Below are 20,051 nucleotides of genomic sequence, written 5' to 3'. Positions count from 1 at the left end.
CCCTTCTACCGGCGGAACTCGCGGGTGAACTCGGCGACCGAGCGCGCCTGGACAGCCTCCCAATCCCAGGCGATGCCGATGCCCGGATCGGAAGGCGCGATCGCCCTGCCCTCCCGGATCTCCATTCCCTTTTGCGTCAGATCGTCGAGCTGCGGAATGTATTCCACATATTTCCCGTTGGGCACCGCGCAAACGAGGCTCACATGCAGTTCCATCAGGAAATGCGGGCAGACGGGAATGTCGAAGGCCTCCGCCGCGTGAGCCACTTTCAGCCAAGGGGTGATGCCGCCGATCCGCGCCACGTCCACCTGGACGATCGAGCAGGCGCCCTTTTGCATATATTCGCGAAAATGGCGGATGGAATAGACGGACTCGCCGACGGCGATCGGCGTCGGCGTCGACCGCGTCAGGCGGATGTGGCCGTCGAGATCGTCGGCCGGCAGCGGTTCCTCGATCCAGGCGAGATCGAGTTCGCGGAGCCGGGCGGCGCGGCGGATCGCCTCGTCGACGGTGAAGCCCTGATTGCAATCCGTCATGATTTCGAAGCCGTCGCCAAGTGCTGCGCGCATGGCCGAGAGCCTGTCGTAATCCTCCGCCCCGCTCGGCTTGCCGATCTTGACCTTCGATCCGGAGAAGCACTTGGCCTTCGCCTGCAACGCGTCGTCTACGAGGGCCTGCTTTTCGATGTGCAGCCAGCCGCCCTCGGTGGTGTAAAGCGGGCAGCTTTCCTTCGCCCCGCCCGCCAGTTTCCAGAGCGGCAGCTTCTGCTTCTTCGCCCGCAGGTCCCATAGCGCCGTATCGACGGCGGCGAGCGCCAAAGCCGTTATGGCGCCGATGGTCGTCGCATGCGTCGCAAACTCCATCTTGTGCCAAAGCGCCTCGATGCAGTCCGCGTCTTCCCCGAGCAGGATCGGAACCAGATGATCGGAGAGCAGCCGCATGACGGACGATCCGCCTGTTCCGATCGTGTAGCTGTAGCCGGTGCCGGTCGCACCGTCCGCATCCGTGATCGTGACGATCGGCGTTTCCTGGCTCACGAAGCTCTGGATGGCGTCGGTCCGCTTGACCTTCGGCGGAAGATCCACCATCCGCAGTTCTATTTTCTCGATCCTTGCCATGTCAGCCTGCCAAAGCCTTTCCGGTCTCGCCGTCGAAGAGATGCGCCCGGGACAGATCGAGGCTCATGCGCACCGCCTCGCCCGGGCGCAGCGGCCGCGGGTTGAGCATGCGCGAGACCCAATCCCGCCCGTTGAACTGAGTGAAAACCAGGGTTTCGTTGCCCAGCGGTTCTGTGATCGTGACCGGAAGCTCGATCTCGTGGACGGCGTCCGCATCGCCCGCATGGAGGCCGTGCCCCGAAGGATAGACATCGTCCGGCCTAAGCCCGAAGGTCACTTTCTGGCCCTCGCGAACCGAGGAACGGAAGCGTGGCGGAAGCGGCAGGGTCGCTCCGCTTGCAAAGGCGAGCTTTCCGTCCGTCAGGACCGCCTCCTCCATGTTCATCGGCGGCGAGCCGATGAAGCCGGCGACGAACTTGGTCGCCGGGCGGCGGAAGACATCCTCCGGCGTGCCCACCTGCTCGATATGCCCGTCGCGCATGATGACGATGCGGTCGGAGAGCGTCATCGCCTCCACCTGATCATGGGTGACGTAGATCATCGTCGCCTGCATGCGGGCGTGCAGTTTCTTGATCTCGGTGCGCACCTGGGTCCTGAGCTTCGCGTCGAGGTTCGACAAAGGCTCATCGAAAAGAAAGACGTCCGGCTGCCGCACGATCGCGCGTCCCATGGCGACGCGCTGGCGCTGGCCGCCCGACAGTTGCGAAGGGCGACGTTCGAGAAGATGGCCGAGATCGAGGATCGCCGCCGCCTCGGCAACGCGCGTCTTGATCTCTTCCGCCGGACGCCCGGCGATTTTCAGCGAGAAACCCATATTCTCGGCAACCGTCATATGCGGGTAGAGTGCATAGGACTGAAAGACCATCGAGATGTTGCGCGCCCGAGGCGGCAGATCGTTGACCGTTCGCCCGCCGATCTCAATCGCGCCGCCGCTGACCTCCTCGAGCCCCGCGATCATGCGCAGCGTCGTCGACTTGCCGCAGCCCGAAGGTCCGACGAGCGCAATGAATTCGCGATCCTTCACTTCGAGATCGATGCCGTGCACGACTTCCAGAGCGCCGTAGCGCTTGACGAGTTTCTTGAGCGTAACGGGCGCCATGAACGATTATCCTTTCACCGCGCCGAAGGTCAGGCCCGAGACGAGGTGCTTCTGAATGATGAAGGTGAGGGTCAACGCCGGAACGATCATGACGACCGCAAGCGCGCACATGCCGCGCCAGTCGATGGTGAATTCGGCGGTGTAGTCGAGGAGCCCCACGGGCAAGGTCTTGGAATTGACGGAGCGGGTAATCTGCGAAGCGAGTGCATATTCGTTCCAGGACGTCAGGAAAGCGAAGATACCGGCCGACGCAATGCCCGGGCCGGCAAGCGGAAACTCCACCTGCCAGAAGGCCTGCCAAGGGGTGCAGCCGTCGATCTGCGCGGCTTCCGCGAGATCTTTCGGCACCTGGCGGAAGAATCCGTCGATCAGCCAGATCGTGAAGGGAACGTTGAGCGCGACATAGGTGAGGATGAGCGAGAAATGCGTATCGATGATGCCGGTGCGCGCATAGAGCATGAAGAGCGGCAGCGACAGCGCGATGCCCGGCACCGCGCGCGTCAGCATGAAGCCGAGGAAGATGGCCGACTTCGCCTTGAACCGGTAGCGCGCGAAGGCATAGCCGCCGGCAAGGCCGATCGCCAGGGCGATGACCGTCGAGGTGACCGATACGATGAGCGAATTGCGGAAATAGTCCCAGACCGGGACGCCCCCCTGCCCTGCGCCCGAGAACATCGCCCGGTAGGCGTCGAACGAGAGCGTCTCCGGGATCCAGACCGGCGGCTTGGCCATGATCTCGACCGTCGGCCGCAGCGATGACAGCACGATCCAGAGGCCCGGCAGGCAGATGACAAGCATGGCGAGAAAGAGCCCCACGAGGTGTGCCACCTTCAGCAACCGCCGCCGCAGGCGATGAGACGCGTTCGTATCCATTACCACTCGGCTCCGATCTGCTGGCGCGCCGCGGCGAGCTTGCGGAAGAAATAGACAGTGAAGACGATCGACAACAGGATGGCGACGTAGGCCATTGCGTTGGCCATGCCCATGCGGGCGTCGCCATAGGCGGTGCGTCCGATAAGCGTCCAGAGCAGTTCGGTGCGCTTTGCCGGGCCGCCATCCGTCATGATCTTGACGATGTCGTAGGCGCGCGCGACATCGAGCGAACGGATCGTCATCGCGATGAAGGCGAAGGGCATCAGGTAGGGCCAGGTGACATAGCGGAAGGTCTGCCAGGGCGTGCAGCCGTCGACATGGGCCGCTTCGACCGGATCCTTGGGCATGGCAAGCAGCCCGGCGAGAATGAGGATCGCGAAAACCGCGGTCGAAGACCAGACCTCTGCGACGATGATCGAGAAGAGCGCGAGATTGCCGTCGATCAGCCAGGGGATGGCACGATCGGTGAGGCCCAGCGACTGCAGCGCGTTGTTGACGAAGCCGATATTGTCGTTGAACAGGAACTTGAACTGGAAGCCCACCAGCACCGGCGAGAACATCATCGGAAACATCATCGCGGTCCGCAACGCCCGCTGGCCGTAAGTCGCCTTGTTGACCAGCAGCGCCAAGCCAAGACCGAGGAACATCTCGGCGTTGAGCGCGACGGTGAGAAGGAGCACCGTCCGGCCGAAAGCGACCCAGAATTCGGCATTGGTAAGGACGTTCACATAGTTGCGAAAACCGATGAAGACCCAAAGCGAGTCCGGCTTCGTCAGACGGAACGGGGTGAAACTCGAATAAAGCGAGAAGACGAGCGGCAGCACGATGAACACTGCCAGGACGATGAAGGCCGGAAGCAGCAGAAGCGTGGGTGCCGACAGTTTCGAGAGCTTCATCGGAGATCCTGGGAAGAGTTCACATGCGTGGCGGCGCCGAAACGGTCCGGCGCCGCCTTTCAATCGGGATCAGAGCTTGCCGGCGTCTTCGAGGATGCCGGTCGCCTTTTCGGCGGCGGCGTCGAGCGCTTCCTTCGACGTCTTGTCGCCGAGGATCGCTGCCTGCAGTTCCGGATAGACTGCGTTGGAGATCTCGATCCACTCAGCCGTCTGCGGCACCGGGAAAGCATGCTTTGCCGCTTCCTGGAACGCCTGCAGGACCTCGGTCTTGTAGGCGTCGCCTTCCGCGGCCTTGATATTGTAGTCCCAGACGGCGCTTCGCGTCGGCAGCGGGCCGGCGGCGGATTCGAGCTTCTGGCTGTCCTCATTCGTCAGCCACCAGACGAGCGAGGCGGCTGCTTCCTTGTCGGCGCAGGATTCGGTCACCGAGAAGCCGTGATGCCCGGACCAGCCGGTGCGCTTGCCGGAGGAGCCGGCCGGCTGAACCTTGACGCCGACATTCCCGGCGACCTTCGACGATTTCGGATCGTTGAAGAAGGATGCCCAGCCGGGCCAGTCGAGATTGACCGCGATCGAGCCCGAGGCGAAGCCCTGTCCGAGATCGTCCCAGAGATAGTTGGTGGTGCCCGGCGGTACCGCCTTGTCCTTGTAGAGCTTGACGAACCATTCGAGCGCGCGCACGCCCGCTTCCGAATTGAAGGCGGGGCGGCCGTCCTTGTCGAGATATTCCCCACCCTCGGCGACCAGCATTTCGTAGAAGCGGCCGTTGATCGCTTCCTCCTTGCCGGCAAACTGGGTGCCGTAGAAATTCGGCGGAGCGGCGAAGAATTCTGCCTGGTCGCTCACCTGAGCCCAGGTGTCCGGCGGCGCGAGGTCATAGCCGTATTTGGCCTTGAATTCGGTCTTCTTCGCCTCGTCCTGGTATAGGCTCTTTTGGAAATAGAGCGCGGAGACGTCGAACTGCGCCCGCGGCAGCATGACGAGCTTGCCGTCGAGCGTCGAGGCGTCGATTACGGCCGGTACGAATTTGGCCACTTCCTCGGAAGGGATGAGGCCGAAAAGGTCCGCATAGATGTCCGGATACTGCGGAGCGAAGGAGGAGTGGTTCGAACCGACGCACCAGGTGAGGCCGCCGGTGGCGATATCGGATTTGATCTCCTTGTCCAGTTCGAAGTGGTTCTTCTTCGACAGGATATTGACCTTGGCGCCGGTCGCCTTCTCCCATTCGCCGATGCGCTCATAGAGTTTCTCGTACTGCTGTCCACCGATCAGCTTGGCGTCGATGGTCACGCCTTCGAACTTGCCGGGCAGGTCCGCGGCATTTGCCGCCCCCATTGCGCAAGCAAGCATGATCACTCCGGCCGATACGCCGGAAAGCAGCCTGTTCATTGTACTTCCTCCGCTGAACACGCCCTTCTCCGAGAGCATGAGTCCTCATCCGTGAGAAACTAATTTATATACAAACGATAAATTTATGGATGGTCAAGGGCCATTCCCTTCCGTCTTCCGCTTTTCATGCGTATATGGAGAGGAATATTCATCTGGGAGAGACGCGGATGGACAATGAAGAGTCCGACAAGTATCGCGCGCCGGCACTCGACAAGGGCCTGGACATACTGGAGCTGCTTGCCAGCGTCGACGGCGGCCTCACGCAGGCGGAGATTTCGAAGAGGCTGAACCGCAGTCCGAACGAGTTCTACCGCATGCTCGACCGTCTCGTGCGCCGCGGCTACGTGACCCGTATCGACGGCGATCTCTATTCGCTGACCCTGAAGCTCTTCGGATTGGCTCAGTTGCATGCGCCCGTGCGCCGGCTCGCTTCCTTCGCCACGCCGTTGATGCGTGACCTCGCCCAGCGGTCTAAGCAGGCCAACCAACTCGCCGTCTTCGACCGCGGCTCCGCCGTCGTGATCGCGCAGCAGGAGGCGCCGGACTATTGGGGCATTTCGATCCGGGTGGGCTCGCATATCAGCCTGTTCGACACCGGATCGGGCCACGTGCTGCTTGCATTCCGTTCGCCGGAGGAACGGGAATTGATGATCTCCGAACATGTGCGCAGCAGGGACGAGATCAACCTCACCCCGGAATTCTACGCCCGTCTCGACCAGATCCGCGAGCGCGGCTACGAGATGATGGCAAGTGCCCAGACCGCCGGTGTCTACAACCTCTCCGCCCCGATCCTTGGGCCCGACGGACGCAGCATCGCAGCGCTCACCTGCCCCTATATCTCCCTGGTCAACAATCCTTCGGCCCCTGATATCACCGAGACCATATCGCTCCTGCTCAAGACCGCATCGCAGCTCTCGGCGCTCGCCGGCGCCGATGTCGCGCAGGGTTGATCCGCGCCGGAAAAACAGACTTCCTATTTGAATGAAGAGGAGGAGCAGCCTTGATCATCGACACGCATCTGCATCGGATCGACAAATCCGCGCTCAACTATCCGTGGCTCGCCGGCGTTCCCGCGCTCGATCGCGATTTTCTCTATTCGACCTATGCGGCGGAGGCAAAGCGCGTGGGCATTGCCGCCTCGCTGCATATGGAAGTGGACGTCGACCCGGCTGAGATCGAACTCGAAACGCGCGAGGTCGCGCGTCTTGCGGGTGAGCCCGGAAGCCTCCTCAAAGGCGCAATTGCCGCCTGCCGCCCGGAAGAGGAAGGCTTCGCCGCCTATCTCGCGCGGCAGGAGGAAAACGCCTTCGTCAAGGGTTTCAGGCGGGTGCTGCACGTCGTTGCCGACGATCTCTCCGAGCAATCTCTCTTTCGCCAGAACATCAAGCGGCTCTCCGGCACCCGCTTCACCTTCGATCTCTGCGTCCTGCCGCATCAGATTCCGAAAGCCATGGCACTCGTCGACCTCGCGCCCGACGTACAGTTCATTCTCGACCATTGCGGCGTTCCCGACATAAAGGGTCACGCGGAGCATCCCTGGCGCGATCATATGACCGAGATCGCCCGCCGCCCCAATGTCGTCGCCAAGATCTCCGGAGTGGTCGCCTATGCGGAGGAAGGCTGGGGGCTCGATTCCATCCGCCCGTATGTCGAGCACACGATCTCGGTCTTCGGATGGGACCGCGTCGTCTGGGGCAGCGACTGGCCGGTCTGCACCCTCGGCGGCAACCTCTCCACCTGGGTCGCGGCCACCCAGGCTCTCATCGAAGGCTGCAGTCCCGAGGAACGGAGGAAGCTGCTCTCCGGCAATGCGCGGAGGATCTGGAACCTGCCCTGACGATTCTTATGCGCCGCGTTGCCGTTCCAGCGTCTCGAAATGGTCGGCGATCTCCTTGCCGGTCGCGATCCAAACGTCGCCTTTTGCCTGAACGTGCCGCAGGAAGTCGCGAAGGAGGTGCCAGCGCATCGGACGGCCGGACACTTGCGGGTGCAAAACGAGCGTCGTGACGCCGCCCCAGGCATGGGTGGCCTCGAATTCGTCGATCCAGAGCGAAAGGACGGCTTCGCGGCCGAAGAGCGGTCGCGCGCTCGAGCGGCTGGACATCCCGAAATTCCAGTCGTCGAATGCGAAATTGACCGGAATCTCCACCGGGCCCGGCACGCCGTCCGCCGACGCGTGCCGGTAGGGCAGGATGTCGTCGCGAAACGAGCTGGAATAGCGGATGCCCGTTTTGGCAAGATAGGCGATGAGCTCGGGAAAGTTCTCTCCGGCGGGTGCGCGGTAACCGACGGGACGAATGCCGAATGCCCGCTGCAGCGCCTCGAAGCCGCGGTCGATCTCCTCGAACGTCTCGTCGAGCCGATCGCGATCCGGCATCTTGTGAAGATAGCCGTGGTGACCGATCTCGTGTCCGGCCGCGACAATCTTCTCGCAGGCCGCGGGATGGGCAAGCGCCGTCCATCCGGGCGTGAAGAACGTCGCCTTCATCGCCAGCTCGTCCATCAGTTCGACGATCCTGGCAATGCCGACGCGCGCATCGTAGCCGCCATGGGAGGTGGTCACCATCCGATCGACATTCGAAGGATTGTTGCCGATCCACGCGGTTTCGGCATCCACGTCGAAGCCGATGAAGACGGCGCTCTTCGCGCCGTTCGGCCAAGTCATCGCCGGCGTTTGCGGCGCCGGATTGAGCGGACGGGGCGTCAGGTCGTAGGTCATGACGAAATCCTCAGCAAAAGACGGGACGCTTGTCGCCGTCGCCGGCAAGCAGGGGCTCCAGAGCGCGGCAATCCTCGACGTGTTCGAGCTCGGCGAGCATCCGCCAGAGCCCGTCCGCCTGCTCCGTTTCGATGCTCATCGCGGCGAGCTCTTCGAACTTGGCGTGGATGGCGGCGGAGCGCATCGGCCTTTCGGCAGAGCCGGTCGCGCGGGGCACCATTCGTGCCAGACGGGCGCCGTCCTTGAAGAGAAGCGTGACGACCGGCTCGTCGAGCGGCTGCATCCCATCGTCCACCGTGAGCAGCATGCGTTCCATGACGGCCCGCAGGCGGGGATCGGCACGTCGGTCGGCGGCATAGGCCTGGAGCCCGGCCGTCAGGAACACGCAGCGTGCCGCAAGCGCATAGGGCAGGCTCATCTGCGTGGGCGCCATGGCGCCGCTCTCCCGGGCGCCGCACATGCCCATCAGCAAGGCGCTCAACCGCAACTCGATCCGGTCGATCTCAGCTGCATCACGTCCCGATTCCGAAAGCAGGTCGTCCAGCGCATCGATCGCCGAATGGGCGCCCCGGCAGGAGGCGTAAGGCTTGAGGACCGCACGCCTCACCTTCCAGTCGTGGCCCAGTCTTTCGCATAGCTTCTGCGGCTCGCAGACATCCTTGTTGAACGACCGGAAAAAGCCGCCCCAGACGTCGTCGAAGACCCTGGAGGGGCCGGCAAGGCCCTCCCCTGCCAACCGCGCCGCGAGCAGCCCGCCCTCGGCCGCGCGGCCTGCATGGACCTTCTTCGCCTGCGATCCGTCATGGATGAAGGCCCAGAGACCGGAGGAGAAGCTGGTGGCGAGCGTGATCGCATCGCGCGTGGCACGATCGTCGAAACCGGAAAGCCTGGCAACGGCCGCCGCAGCCGCAAGCGTGCCGCAGGTGCCCGTGGAATGCCAGCCGAGCCCGTTGTGGCTGTCGTATCCGCCCGCCGCTTCGAGGACGCGCCGGCCGGTCTCGTAGCCCGCGACCACGCTGGCGATGAGTTCCCTGCCCATCACCGGCCGCTTCGCTTCGGCAATTGCGGCCAGAACGGCGGGAATGACGACGGCGCCCGAATGGTCGCACCCGCCGGAATCGTCGAGTTCGAAAGCGTGGGCCGCGACCCCGTTTATGAGCGCGGCCTCACGCGCTGCCGCGCGAACGCCGGTGCCCCAGATCAGCGCGCTACCGGGCGCACCGGCGGCCCTGCGGGCGATGCCGGCTTCCGCCGAGCGCGCGCCAGCCAGTGCCGCGCCGATCGTGTCCGCGATGTGGACTTTGGTCTTTTCGACGACATCGGGGGGAAGCGCTTCGAACTTAAGGGCTGCAAGAAAGGATGCCAGCCTGTCGACCGGCGCGTCGGCGGCAACGCGGGGCATGGAACTGCTCATGGTTTGTCGAGAATCGGTCGGCGACGGCGCATTTTGCGGCCCGGCCTGTTCGGCGGGGCCGCAACGCGGCGGATTACTTCACCGCTTCGCCATTGACGTAAATGCCATCGAGCAAGGTGCCCTCGAGGCCGAATTTGGCGAAAATCGCCTTGTATTCGCCTGATTCCATCAGGGCCTTCAGCGCTGCGGCATAGGCGTCGCGCAGTTCCGTGTCCTTCTTGGCAAACCCGATGCCCTGATAGACCACGGTGAAGGGCTCGCCCACGACGGCGTAGGTGTCCTTCTCGAGATCCATCAGATAGGGCAGCGTTTCGGAACCCTGGACGGCGGCGTCGAGCCGGCCTTGCTTGAGCTGGGCGCGGGCATCGGCGGAGCCTTCCGTCCCGACGACCTTGATGGCTGGCAGCCCCTTGGCTTCGCAATTGGCAGCACTCCATTTCGCCGTCTCGTCCGGGAAGGAGGTGCGGCGGCTCATGCCGACGGTCTTGCCGCAGAAATCGGTGAGCGTCTTGAACTCGTCCTTGCGGGCAAAGGACGTGTAGAACTGCGCGCCGGATTTCATGTAATCGATGAAATCGAGCGTATCCCGGCGCTTCGGAAGATCGCTCATGCCGCTATGGATAAGGTCGACGCGGCCGGTCTGAAGCGACGAGATCATCTGCTCGAAGCCGATATTCGACCACTCGACCGTGGTGCCGAGCTCTTTGGCGAGCGCGACGCCGAGATCGATGTCGACACCCTTAAGCTCGTTGGTCGCCGGGTCGACATATTCCATCGGCGGATAGTTCGGCTGGTTGGCGACGACGACCTTGCCGGCCGACTTCACCCGCTCGGGCAGGCCGGCGGCATTGGCGGAGGTTGCGGCAAGGCATGCGACCGTGAGCGCTGCGATATGCTTGTTCATGTGGTTCCCCATCTTGTCCTGGTTCGAGCCGGCGGCTTCGTCTGCCGCCGTTTTTCTGTTCCTCAGCTGTGAACGGCTTTGATGAACTCCGCCGTTCGGGCGCTTTTCGGGGTGCTGAGAACCTCCGATGCCAAGCCGGTTTCGACCACCTTGCCGGTTTCCATGAAGGTGACGGTATTCGCCACGTTGCGGGCGAAGCCGAGCTCATGGGTGACGACGATCATCGTCATGCCGGAGGCGGCAAGGTCCCGCATCACATCGAGCACTTCCGACACCAGTTCAGGGTCGAGCGCCGATGTGGGTTCGTCGAAGAGAATGAGGTCCGGCCGCATCCCCATGGCGCGGGCGATCGCGACGCGCTGCTGCTGGCCCCCGGAAAGCTCGGAAGGGTAATGGTTCGCCTTGTCCGCGAGGCCCACCCGCTCCAGCAATGCCGAGGCCCTGTCGCGCGCTTCCTTCACCGGCTCGCCGAGCACCTGCACGGGGCCCTCGGTGATGTTTTCCAGGGCGGTCTTGTGCGGGAACAGGTTGAAGCGCTGGAAGACCATGCCGATCCGGCGCCGCTGGCGCGAAATCTCCGCATCGCTGATTTCGTGGAGATTGTTGCCGTCGCGGCGGTAGCCGATCAGTTCGTCCTCGACCCAGATCGCTCCGCCGTCCATCCGCTCCAAAAGATTGATGCAGCGCAGAAGCGTGCTCTTGCCCGAGCCCGAAGGACCGATGATGCAGCTCACCTCTCCGCGGGCGACGTCCAGGCTGACCTTGTCGAGAGCGCGGAACGTGCCGTAATTCTTCGTGACGTCGATAGCCTTGACGAGAATATCCTGGTTCATGACCGACCTCACATGGACGAGCGGATCGATTTCGAACCGCGGCCGAAATAGCGCTCGATATAGTGCTGCCCTATCGAGAGCACGGAGACGACGAGCAGGTACCAGAAGCTCGCGACCAGCAGCAGTTCGAGGACGCGGGTATTGGCGAAATAGATGATCTGCGCGTTGTGGAGGATCTCGGAATACTGGATGACGCTGGCGAGCGACGTCAGCTTCACCATGCCGATCACCTCGTTGCCGACCGGCGGCACCATGACGCGCATCGCCTGCGGCAGGACGATACGGCGCAGCATCATCATCTGCGTCATGCCGATCGTGCGCGCAGCCTCGTACTGGCCGCTGTCGACGGACAGAAGCCCGCTTCGCACGACCTCCGAAGTATAGGCGCCTTGGGATATGCCGAGCCCGAGCACGGCGGCGACGAAGGGCGTCATGACGTCGACCGTCCTGAACTCGAACAGTCCCGGAATGCCGAGCGTCGGGAAGATGAGCGCCAGGTTGAACCACAGCATCAACTGCAGCAGCGCCGGGGCGCCGCGAAAGACCCAGATATAGCCGATCGCGATCGACGACAGCACCGGATTGCCGGATATCCGCATGATGGCGATGACGACGCCGAGGACGATGCCGAGCCCCATGGCGGCAACGGTCATCAGCAGGGTGTTGTAGAGGCCGGCGAGGATTGCGGGTGCGAAGAGAAAATCGCGGACATAGCTCCATTCGATCTGCCCGACGCTGAAGGCCCGCACAAGACCCACAAACAGCAGGAGCACGATCCCCGCCGCAATCATCCGCCCGATATGGCGCTTCGGCACCAGTTTCAGATGGGCGATCTCGTATTTGGAATCCGCAGGCGGAGTTGCGAGGCTTGCCACATTCATCGGCGTCGCGCCTCCTCTGCGCCGTTCTTCGCGACCGCTAAGGCCCCGCCGGTCGGGCCGCCGGCAAAGGCGCGGCAGCCGGCAAGCGCCGTTTCGAAGCGGGCGATCTGCTCGCGAACCCGCTCCGGCGCCGTTGCACCGAAGCCGTTTCTGCTGGCAAGCGCCTTTTCGAGCGCGAGTGCCGCAAGCATCTCCGGCTGAAGCCGCGGATCGATCCCCGGCAGATCCTCAGCCGTCAGGCCGGATAGATCGTGGCCGCGCTCTTCGCAATAGCGCACCACGGCGCCGGTGATCTCGTGCGCTTCGGCGAAAGGCACGTCCCGGCCCACCAGCCAGTCGGCCACTTCGGTCGCGAGCGTGAAGCCCTTCGGCGCCTCCTCGCGCAGCTTCTCCACGTCGAATTCCAGCGTTCCCACCATGCCGGCAAAGGCGGGCAGGACCAGTTCGAGAACGTCGATCGTCTCGAACAGGCTGCGCTTGTCCTCGGCGAGATCGCGATTATAGGCGAGCGGCATCGCCTTCATGGTGGCGAGGAAGCCGGCGATGTTGCCGATCAGCGTGCCCGACATGCCGCGCGTCAGCTCGGCGACGTCGGGATTCTTCTTCTGCGGCATGATCGAGGAGCCGGTGGAATAGGAATCATGCAGCCGTACCCAGCTGAACTGCTTGGAGCTCCAGAGGCAGATTTCCTCCGCAAGCCGCGAGAGATCCACCGCCACCAGCGAGCAGATGAAGAGGAATTCGGCGACGTGATCGCGCGCGGCGACGGCATCGATGGAGTTCTCGCAAGCGGCCGAATAGCCGAGATCGATGGCGGAGAGATCGGGGCGGCGCGCAATGCCGGAGCCGGCCAGTGCGGCCGCACCCAGAGGCGAGCGATCGAAGCGGCGGTCCCAATCGGCAAAACGCTGCAGGTCGCGCAGCAGCGACTGCGCGTGCGCCATGAGGTGGTGGCCGAGCACGACCGGCTGGGCCGGCTGAAGATGGGTAAAGCCGGGCATCACGGTCTCCGTATGCCGGGATGCCTGCTCCATCAGTGCTTCTTCGATGGCGATCACGCCCCGGGAAAGCTCCCGCGCCATGCGCCGCAGATAGAGGCGCGTATTGTTGGCCGTCTGGTCGTTGCGCGACCGCCCGGCGCGAAGCTTGCCGCCAAGCGTGCCGAGGCGCGCCATCAACAGACGCTCGAGAAAGGTATGCAGATCCTCATCAGCCGCAATAGGTTCTTCGCGGCCGGCACCGATATCGGCTTCGATGCCTTCCAGGGCCGCGCGTATCGCGGAGAATTCACCCTCGTCCAGGACGCCGGCGCGCTTCAACTCGGAAGCATGGGCGCGTGAACCTGCAATATCTTCCCTGTACAGTCGAAAGTAAGATCGGGGCGCGCGGGACAGATTGGCAAGCGCTTCGGACGGTCCGGACTTGAATCGTCCACCCCAAAGCTGAGTGGGCTCGGTCATCTTCGTTCCCTTTATTTGTCATTCTTTCGAAGAAGCTCCCACGGGTGGCATATCCCGGCAAGCGAAGTTATTTCACCAAGCTATGACAAAAACGACTAGCCTTGCTCCGGGCACTTATTTAGGGTCTGCGCAAAGAACGGGGCGGAGCGGACGCGCATCGGCTGAATTTGGCGGAGGAATTTTCATGGCTTCGGGACGGCGGCGCTTGCCTTCGACGACCGCGCTTCAGGTGCTGCTTGCGGTGGCCGAAAGGGGATCGACGAGCGCTGCCGCCGAAAGCACGTCGCTGTCGCAGAGCGCCGTCAGCAAGCAATTGCTGTCGCTCGAAGAGCTGATCGGCAGCCCCGTCTTCGTCCGGACACCGCGCGGAATGATCCCGACGGAAGTGGGCACGATCTATATCGAACAGGCGCGCACCGCATTGAAGGCGATGGAGGACGCCGCCCTTCGGGTCGCCCGCCTGAAACCGGGCCCGCGCGTGCTGAGATTGCAGGTGCCGCCCATTTTCGGGGACCGGTGGCTGCTGCCGCGCTTCCTTCGCTTTACCGAGCAGCACCCGGAGATCGAGGTGCAGTTCACGACGTTCGTTTCTCCGACACAGTCCCAGACGCCCGATGCGATATTCCGTTTCCTGAGCGAACCGCTGCCGGACGAGGAGACCAGCTATCTCTTCGGGCGCGAGGTTCTCGTCGTCAGCGCCCCTTCCTACTGGGAGAAGAACGGCGCTCCGGAGACGATCGAAGATCTCGCCGACGGCATCATGCTGGAGCACCCGCAGACGCCGCTGCACTGGAATTATTTCGCCAAAGGCCATGGCAAGGACGACCTCGCGGTCCGGCACACCACGCGCTTCGGCTATTATACGATGGTGATCCGGGCAGCACTTGCCGGACAGGGAATGGCCTTGATCCCGCGCGGCCTCATCCTCGATGACCTTGCGGCGGGAAAGCTCGTCAATCCGAACGGCTTCGGATATCGAAGCGACCATGGCTACTGGTTCGCGAAACCGCGGGACATCGCGCCGAGTGCTTCCATGCGGACGTTCGAGGCATGGCTGATGGCGGAAGCCGAAGGCATGGGCGACTGAGGGCGGCCGGCCCGGGCCGTGGCGCGCTATCTCAGTCCGCCAGCCGCGCGAGCGCCTCTCCGTCGAGCCGGAAGAAGACCTTGTCCGGTTTGCGTGCGCCGCCCAGGTCTTCATAGAAGGAAAAGAGACGAGTGTTTTCCGCCTCCGCGGTCCAATCGATGCGCGTGAGCCCGCGCTCCTTCGCCAGGCTGGCCAGCTTCTGCATCAAGGCCCGGCCGAGGCCGCGGCCCCGCTGTGATCCGCTGACGTAGAGTTCCTTCAGAAAGATGCCCGGCTTCAGGCCCGGCCCGGGGTAAATCGCGGAGAAGGCGGCGAGACCGAGCACCGAACCATGCTCCTCGGCGACGAGGATCTCCGCGCCCGGCGGCATGGCTTCAAGCCCCGCGATTATCTCGGCGCGCGGCGGACAGGCCACGCGGTAGTGCGCCTGCATTTCCTCCATGAGGGCCGCAATTGCGGGGAAGGCTGCGTCATGGGCCTGCAACAGGCGGATCGGCGTCACTTCTGTTCCCTCAGCTCGAGCGCGCCGCCACCCAGTTGTGCCAGTCTTCCTCGCTGCCGTTGAAGACGTTGAGGTCGATCCGCCCGTCGACGCCGTGGGACAGGCCCGAGCCCGAATATTGCCAGAAGATCCATTTGCGCCCGGGATAAACCTTGGACGGGTGCGCCGCGACCGAGCGCAGCCAGAAGGGATGATTGGGGAACGCGCCCTGCAGATTGTCGCGGTAGAAGTCCGGCGCGGTATAGATAATCGGGCGCTGGCCGTAGTGGCGCTCCAGCTTGTCCATGAAGACCTGCATCTTTTCCCGCACCCGTTCCGGCGACGGACGCCGCTTGCAGCTCGACTCGCCGTTCCACTCGACATCGATGACGGGCGGAAGCGCGGTCGGATCCCGGGGCACGTTGCGGATGAACCAGTCCGCCTGCTCGCCGGCCGTGCGGCACCAATAGAAGAAGTGGTAGGCGCCGCGTTTGAGCCCGGCCTCGTCGGCCCGGCGCCAGTTCTTCTTGAACATGGGATCGAGGTGATCGCCGCCGTCGGTCGCCTTGATATAGGCGAAGTTGGCGCCTTGCGTGCGCAGCTTCGCCCAGTTGATTTCGCCCTGCCAGCGCGAAACGTCGACGCCGTGAACGGCGAGTTTGCGCGGCGACCGGGTACCGAAATTGATCGGATGGGCATCGCGGAAGCTGTGGCTGTAGACGCGCGAGCGGCCGCGCGGCTCGCGCGCGGGATTTTCGGGAGCGAGCATTGCAATGGGTCGCTCGGCCGGAACCGGCATGCCCACCGTCCTTTCCGCCGGCATGAAGGCCTGCGGCTCGGGAACGGTTCCCGCCCAGGCAAGCGCCTCCGGCTGAGGCGCCGCTTGCGCAGGAGCGGCACTGACCTCCGCCGAAGGAACCGGACTTGCCGGACGGACGACGGAGCTCGTCGTCTCGCGCGAGGGCCTGCTCCCCCCGAAGCCGCAGCTCGTTAGAGCCAGGCAGGTTATGACGATCGCTGAGACAGCCGAAAAAGGACGCATGAGGACCCGCACGCAATACAAAAACCGACGGCAACCGCGCCGTCAGGCCCCACTGACGAGACTTGCTAACGGGAAATTACCAAGAAAGATTGAATCCAATCTTTACGCGGGCAGAGTTGCGAGCGATTTCGCCGTCAGCGAAAACTCGCAAGAAACAGCCGGTTGAGCTCTTCGACCACGAGCCTCGGCCTTTCCCTGCTCCGCAGCCCCTCGTTCAGGCGGTCCGAGCCCGCCTGCTGGAAGGTCATGTAGCCGTCGTGGCGTGGCCGGAGCCAGGCGCCTTCGAGCGTCGCCCGCGTCGCGCGGTAGAAATCATGGGTCGCCTCATTGACCGTATCGTCCTGCCAGGCGTCCCCGTGGCCGGGCTGGCCGCCGGATGCCGCATAGAGGCCGCGCTGCACGCCGCCGCCCGCAAGCCAATAGGCGAAATCGATCGCCTGTTCCGGCGCCTGCGAAAAGGCCGAGACGGCTATGCCCGTCCCGCCGAGCGCCGAGCCGACCGGCCCGGCGGCGCCGACGGTCGGGAAATCGCCGAAGCGGACGAGCGCCGGGCGAAAGCCGGTAAGGGAATAGCTGACATAGCCGTAGATAAGCGGCGCGCAGACGGCGGGCGAGGCCTCGGCCGCCATGACCTCGAGCACCGCGATCGGGTCCATTCCGAAGCATGCGGGGTCGATGAGTGCCGAGATTTCCTGCAGCAGCTCGACCGCCATGGCGCCGGTTTCGGCGTCGACGAGATCGCCCTTACCGGCGCTGCGGCAGGGACGGCCGAGATTGCCGCAGAGCGTGTAAAAACTCATCAGCGAATGCGGCGGCCTGAGCGGCAGGAGGACGCCGCCGCTGCGCGCGAGCGCGAGCATATCCCGCCAGGTCTGAAGGCGATCCGTGCGATCCGGCCGCCAGGCCTGCACCTGGGTCGCCGCGTCGATCGGAAAGGCCCATTGCCGTTCGTTCCACGCGTAGCTCCGATAGGACGGGCCGACGCTTGCCGCCGAGAGCGCCTGCCGCTCCGCCTCGCGGCCCGGCACGTCCAGGGGCAGCAGGCAATTCTCGCCGGTGATCTGCCCCACATGCGGATGGTCGATGACGATCAGGTCATAGTTCCTTGCCAGGGTCTCCACCGGAAAGGTTTCGAAATCCTGCAGCGACCGCTTCTCCCACCGGATCTCGACGCCCGTCTTTTCCTGCCAGGATTGCGAGCAGGCCACCATCGGATCATAGCCGCGCGGGTGATTCCAGGTCATTCCCTTGAGGACGACGCTCATAGGCCGAACTCCTCCCTGATCGAGCGGCCATGCTCACCGATCCGCGGGGCGGCGCGCTCGACGCGCGGGCGGCGGCCGTTGATCCTCAGCGGCGAGCGCGTGGTGGTGATCGATACGTCGTCTTCGCGCATCACCGTCTGCAGCATGTCGAGCACCAGGAAACCTTCGCTTTCCAGAAGCTCGTTCCAGTCGAGCACGCGCGCGCACCAGATGTCGGCCGGCTCCAGCACGGCCAGCCATTCGTCGACGGTGCTGAGCGCGATGCGGTCAGCAATCAGCGCCTTGATGCGGTCGCGCTCGGTGAACCACGAGGACGGGTCGTCGCGATAGGGGGCGAGTTCGTCGATCTGAAGCAAATCCGCAAGCTTCGGGATCGGCGTCATGGCGATCGCAAGATAGCCGTCGCTCGCCGCATAAACGCCGTAGGGTGCGGCGAGATAAGCATGGGCGCTCCGGAATGCCGACCGCTTCGGCAGACGGCCGCCGTCATTGAGATGCGTGGTCAATACCTCGAACTGGAAATCGACAAGCGCCTCCAGGAGGCTCGTTTCGACGAGGCTTCCCTTGCCGGAAATACCGCGCCGCACCAGCGCCGCGAGAATTCCTTGAGCGGCGGCGGCGCCGGCCAGCATGTCGCCGATGGCGAGCCCGAAGGGAACCGGCCCCTGCCCTTCGTCGCCGTTCAGCCACATGACGCCCGAGCGCGCCTGCGCCAGCAGATCCTGGCCGGGACGCTTCACCCAGGGGCCCTCCTCGCCATAACCGCTGATCGAGGCATAGACGATGCGCGGATTGATAGCCCTGACCGCCTCATAGTCCAGCCCCAGCCTTTCGATGACGCCCGGCCGGAAGTTCTGGATCACGACGTCGGCCCGCGCGAGAAGCCGCTTCAGTGCGGCAAGATCGGCCTCGTTCTTGAGGTCTATCGCAAGGCTTTCCTTGGCGCGGTTGATCGCGTGGAAAATGGTCGAGTCGCCGCCGATTTCCGTGTCGCTCAGATAAAGCCGGCGGGAAAGATCGCCGCCATCTGGCCGCTCGATCTTGATCACCCGCGCCCCGAGATCCATCAGCCGCAGCGAACAATAGGGGCCGGAAAGAAACTGGCTCATGTCGACGACCACCAGGCCGGAAAGCGGCAGTTCGGATTCTGTTGTCATGCGTGGTTACTCTTCCCTCATGCAGCGGCAACGCGATGCGGATGACTGTCGGACAAAAATAGTGTCTTCTTATTTGAAGACTTAATTCAAATATAGGTGTCCTGACAAGCTGCAAAAGGGACGACGTCCGCTGCATGGCGCAGCTGACTGCCGGAATGAAGCAACGAAAGCACTGGCGATACCTGCACGGATTGGAGACGCGCTGGCGCCATCGAGAGGCGCTCGGAATGCCGCGCATGCGCATCACGCTACAGGCCCCACCGGCTCCGCGGCATTTCCTGCAACAAGTTTCTGTCCAAGATGGCATCTGGCCAGAACAAGCCCAACGGGACGCAGACCCGTCCAGCATCGACTGAACCGGAGAGGTTGGGTGTCGCAAGACCTGGAAAGTCCCTGCCGGCTGCGGCCGCAGGATTTCGTCTTCGCGGAAAAGTCCGTCGAGCCAGGCCACGCGTTGATCGAGGGTGAGTACCGCCATCTGGCGGGCGTGGTACGGCGCGAGATCGGCATTCGGCTCCATCGTCAGGATGGCATATGTCTCCGGCCAGGCCGGGTCGCCGGCGGCCAAATCCCCGCGAAATAGAAACAGTCACCATTGGTGAGCGAGAAAAGTTTCAATGGCGAAAATCGGACGCGGGCACCAGGCAGCGGCGGGCGGGGAACGTCCGGCCTTCCGACCGGACGACCTTCACGGCGCCCGCTAACGTCGCGCGGACGCAGGCCACACGGCCGCTCCACCATCTCCACTTCGCCGTCATGGCGCCTTATAACGCGGCGCTCGTCGAGCGGGCGTCGGACTGGAGACAATCGGACCTGAGACGGAGGATGCATGTGCAATGATTATCGGCTGATGACGGATGTCGCCTCGATCGTCGAGGACTTTGCCGAGCTCAAGATCAAGATCCGTTTCGGCGAAAGCACCCCGAATCTCGAAGCCCGTGAGGACATCAAGATCACCGATGATGGGCCGATCGTCAGGGCGGTCGACGGAGTGCCCGATGAGGCCGAGCTCGTACAGCGACGCTGGAGTTGGCCGGGGCCGAACAAGCGGCCGGTGTATAACTTCCGATCAGAGGGACGGGAGTTCATTTCCAACCGCTGCCTGATTCTTGCCGACGGCTTTTACGAGTTCACCTATCCGAAGGATCCGAGCAAGAAGCGCAAGGACAAGTGGCTGTTCACCAAGAATGACGAGCCGATCTTCTGCATCGCCGGCATCTGGCGCAACACGCCGGAGGTCGGGCAAGCCTTCACCATGCTGACGATGGCGCCGGGGCCCGACATCGCTCCGTACCACGATCGACAGATCGTGATCCTTGAGCGCGATCTATGGACTGACTGGCTGAACCCGAGTGTTTCTGCGAAGTCGTTGATCAAACCCCTTCCGGTAGGCACGCTATCGGTAGAGCACGTTGGCTAGAGTCTGCTCGATT

Annotated in this window: 19 protein-coding genes and 1 pseudogene; 4 read left to right on the top strand and 16 right to left on the bottom strand. The window is 63.6% G+C overall.

Annotated elements, in window-relative coordinates; genetic code table 11:
• Positions 1-5: 5 nt before the first annotated feature.
• From CN933_RS21595 to CN933_RS21575, 5 genes are all read right to left on the bottom strand, one after another.
• Positions 6-1,118: a mandelate racemase/muconate lactonizing enzyme family protein gene (locus CN933_RS21595; protein WP_102762309.1), complete on the bottom strand. Its 1,113-nt coding sequence runs from the start codon at positions 1,116-1,118 to the stop codon at positions 6-8.
• A 1-nt stretch (position 1,119) separates the two neighbouring features.
• Positions 1,120-2,217 (bottom strand): ABC transporter ATP-binding protein, encoded by a 1,098-nt coding sequence (locus tag CN933_RS21590; RefSeq protein ID WP_018097175.1) that lies wholly within the window; start codon positions 2,215-2,217, stop codon positions 1,120-1,122.
• A 6-nt stretch (positions 2,218-2,223) separates the two neighbouring features.
• Positions 2,224-3,090: a carbohydrate ABC transporter permease gene (locus tag CN933_RS21585; RefSeq protein WP_018097176.1), complete on the bottom strand. Its 867-nt coding sequence runs from the start codon at positions 3,088-3,090 to the stop codon at positions 2,224-2,226.
• The gene (locus CN933_RS21580; RefSeq protein WP_018097177.1) at positions 3,090-3,986 is read right to left on the bottom strand and encodes a carbohydrate ABC transporter permease; all 897 of its coding nucleotides are present in this window, start codon (positions 3,984-3,986) and stop codon (positions 3,090-3,092) included. Before CN933_RS21580 ends, CN933_RS21585 begins: the two co-directional genes overlap by 1 nt.
• A gap of 69 nt (positions 3,987-4,055) precedes the next feature.
• The gene (locus tag CN933_RS21575; RefSeq protein ID WP_018097178.1) at positions 4,056-5,375 is read right to left on the bottom strand and encodes an ABC transporter substrate-binding protein; all 1,320 of its coding nucleotides are present in this window, start codon (positions 5,373-5,375) and stop codon (positions 4,056-4,058) included.
• A gap of 167 nt (positions 5,376-5,542) precedes the next feature.
• Here CN933_RS21575 and CN933_RS21570 point away from each other — a divergent pair, with 167 nt between their 5' ends.
• Together CN933_RS21570 and CN933_RS21565 are read left to right on the top strand one after the other, a co-directional pair.
• The gene (locus CN933_RS21570; RefSeq protein ID WP_102762446.1) at positions 5,543-6,325 is read left to right on the top strand and encodes an IclR family transcriptional regulator; all 783 of its coding nucleotides are present in this window, start codon (positions 5,543-5,545) and stop codon (positions 6,323-6,325) included.
• 50 nt (positions 6,326-6,375) lie between these two features.
• Positions 6,376-7,212 carry an amidohydrolase family protein gene (locus CN933_RS21565; RefSeq protein WP_102762308.1) on the top strand — a complete coding sequence of 279 codons (837 nt, stop codon included), beginning with the start codon at positions 6,376-6,378 and terminating at the stop codon, positions 7,210-7,212.
• A 6-nt stretch (positions 7,213-7,218) separates the two neighbouring features.
• Here the strand turns inward: CN933_RS21565 and CN933_RS21560 are convergent, their stop codons facing one another.
• From CN933_RS21560 to argH, 6 genes are all read right to left on the bottom strand, one after another.
• The gene (locus tag CN933_RS21560; protein ID WP_102762307.1) at positions 7,219-8,094 is read right to left on the bottom strand and encodes a polysaccharide deacetylase family protein; all 876 of its coding nucleotides are present in this window, start codon (positions 8,092-8,094) and stop codon (positions 7,219-7,221) included.
• Positions 8,095-8,104: 10 nt separating this feature from the next.
• Entirely contained in the window at positions 8,105-9,496 is a 1,392-nt protein-coding gene (locus CN933_RS21555; RefSeq protein ID WP_180980770.1) for an MmgE/PrpD family protein, read from the bottom strand.
• 85 nt (positions 9,497-9,581) lie between these two features.
• On the bottom strand, positions 9,582-10,412 hold the full coding sequence (locus CN933_RS21550) for an ABC transporter substrate-binding protein (RefSeq protein WP_245425129.1): 831 nt from the start codon (positions 10,410-10,412) through the stop codon (positions 9,582-9,584).
• Positions 10,413-10,474: 62 nt separating this feature from the next.
• Positions 10,475-11,245: an amino acid ABC transporter ATP-binding protein gene (locus CN933_RS21545; RefSeq protein ID WP_018097183.1), complete on the bottom strand. Its 771-nt coding sequence runs from the start codon at positions 11,243-11,245 to the stop codon at positions 10,475-10,477.
• An 8-nt stretch (positions 11,246-11,253) separates the two neighbouring features.
• A complete protein-coding gene (locus tag CN933_RS21540) occupies positions 11,254-12,126 on the bottom strand; it encodes an amino acid ABC transporter permease (protein ID WP_102762304.1) in 873 nt (290 codons plus the stop codon).
• Positions 12,123-13,586 (bottom strand): argininosuccinate lyase, encoded by a 1,464-nt coding sequence (gene argH, locus CN933_RS21535; protein WP_102762303.1) that lies wholly within the window; start codon positions 13,584-13,586, stop codon positions 12,123-12,125. The genes CN933_RS21540 and argH overlap by 4 nt, the downstream gene beginning before the upstream one ends.
• 184 nt (positions 13,587-13,770) lie before the next feature.
• On the opposite strand from argH, the gene CN933_RS21530 reads away from it, so the two are divergent.
• Positions 13,771-14,673: a LysR substrate-binding domain-containing protein gene (locus CN933_RS21530; protein ID WP_018097186.1), complete on the top strand. Its 903-nt coding sequence runs from the start codon at positions 13,771-13,773 to the stop codon at positions 14,671-14,673.
• Between the two features lie 31 nt (positions 14,674-14,704).
• On the opposite strand, the gene CN933_RS21525 is transcribed toward CN933_RS21530, so the two are convergent.
• From CN933_RS21525 to CN933_RS31950, 5 genes and pseudogenes are all read right to left on the bottom strand, one after another.
• On the bottom strand, positions 14,705-15,175 hold the full coding sequence (locus tag CN933_RS21525; RefSeq protein WP_026168826.1) for a GNAT family N-acetyltransferase: 471 nt from the start codon (positions 15,173-15,175) through the stop codon (positions 14,705-14,707).
• Between the two features lie 10 nt (positions 15,176-15,185).
• Entirely contained in the window at positions 15,186-16,196 is a 1,011-nt protein-coding gene (locus CN933_RS21520; protein ID WP_102762302.1) for a glycoside hydrolase family 25 protein, read from the bottom strand.
• Between the two features lie 134 nt (positions 16,197-16,330).
• A complete protein-coding gene (locus CN933_RS21515) occupies positions 16,331-17,461 on the bottom strand; it encodes an ABC transporter substrate-binding protein (protein WP_102762301.1) in 1,131 nt (376 codons plus the stop codon).
• A complete protein-coding gene (locus CN933_RS21510) occupies positions 17,458-18,618 on the bottom strand; it encodes a CaiB/BaiF CoA transferase family protein (protein ID WP_018097189.1) in 1,161 nt (386 codons plus the stop codon). Before CN933_RS21510 ends, CN933_RS21515 begins: the two co-directional genes overlap by 4 nt.
• A 343-nt stretch (positions 18,619-18,961) precedes the next feature.
• Positions 18,962-19,449: pseudogene (locus tag CN933_RS31950) on the bottom strand (SOS response-associated peptidase family protein); the annotation flags it as partial.
• Between CN933_RS31950 and CN933_RS21495 the strand changes: the two are divergent.
• The gene (locus tag CN933_RS21495) at positions 19,448-20,038 is read left to right on the top strand and encodes an SOS response-associated peptidase (protein ID WP_102762299.1); all 591 of its coding nucleotides are present in this window, start codon (positions 19,448-19,450) and stop codon (positions 20,036-20,038) included. The pseudogene CN933_RS31950 and the gene CN933_RS21495 overlap by 2 nt on opposite strands.
• Positions 20,039-20,051 lie beyond the last annotated feature (13 nt).

The sequence above is a fragment of the Sinorhizobium sp. M4_45 genome (genome assembly GCF_002885915.1).
Classification (GTDB): Bacteria; Pseudomonadota; Alphaproteobacteria; order Rhizobiales; family Rhizobiaceae; genus Sinorhizobium; species Sinorhizobium meliloti_A.
The sequence above is the reverse complement of the archived record's forward strand: the minus strand, read 5'-3'. Positions and strand labels throughout refer to the sequence as shown.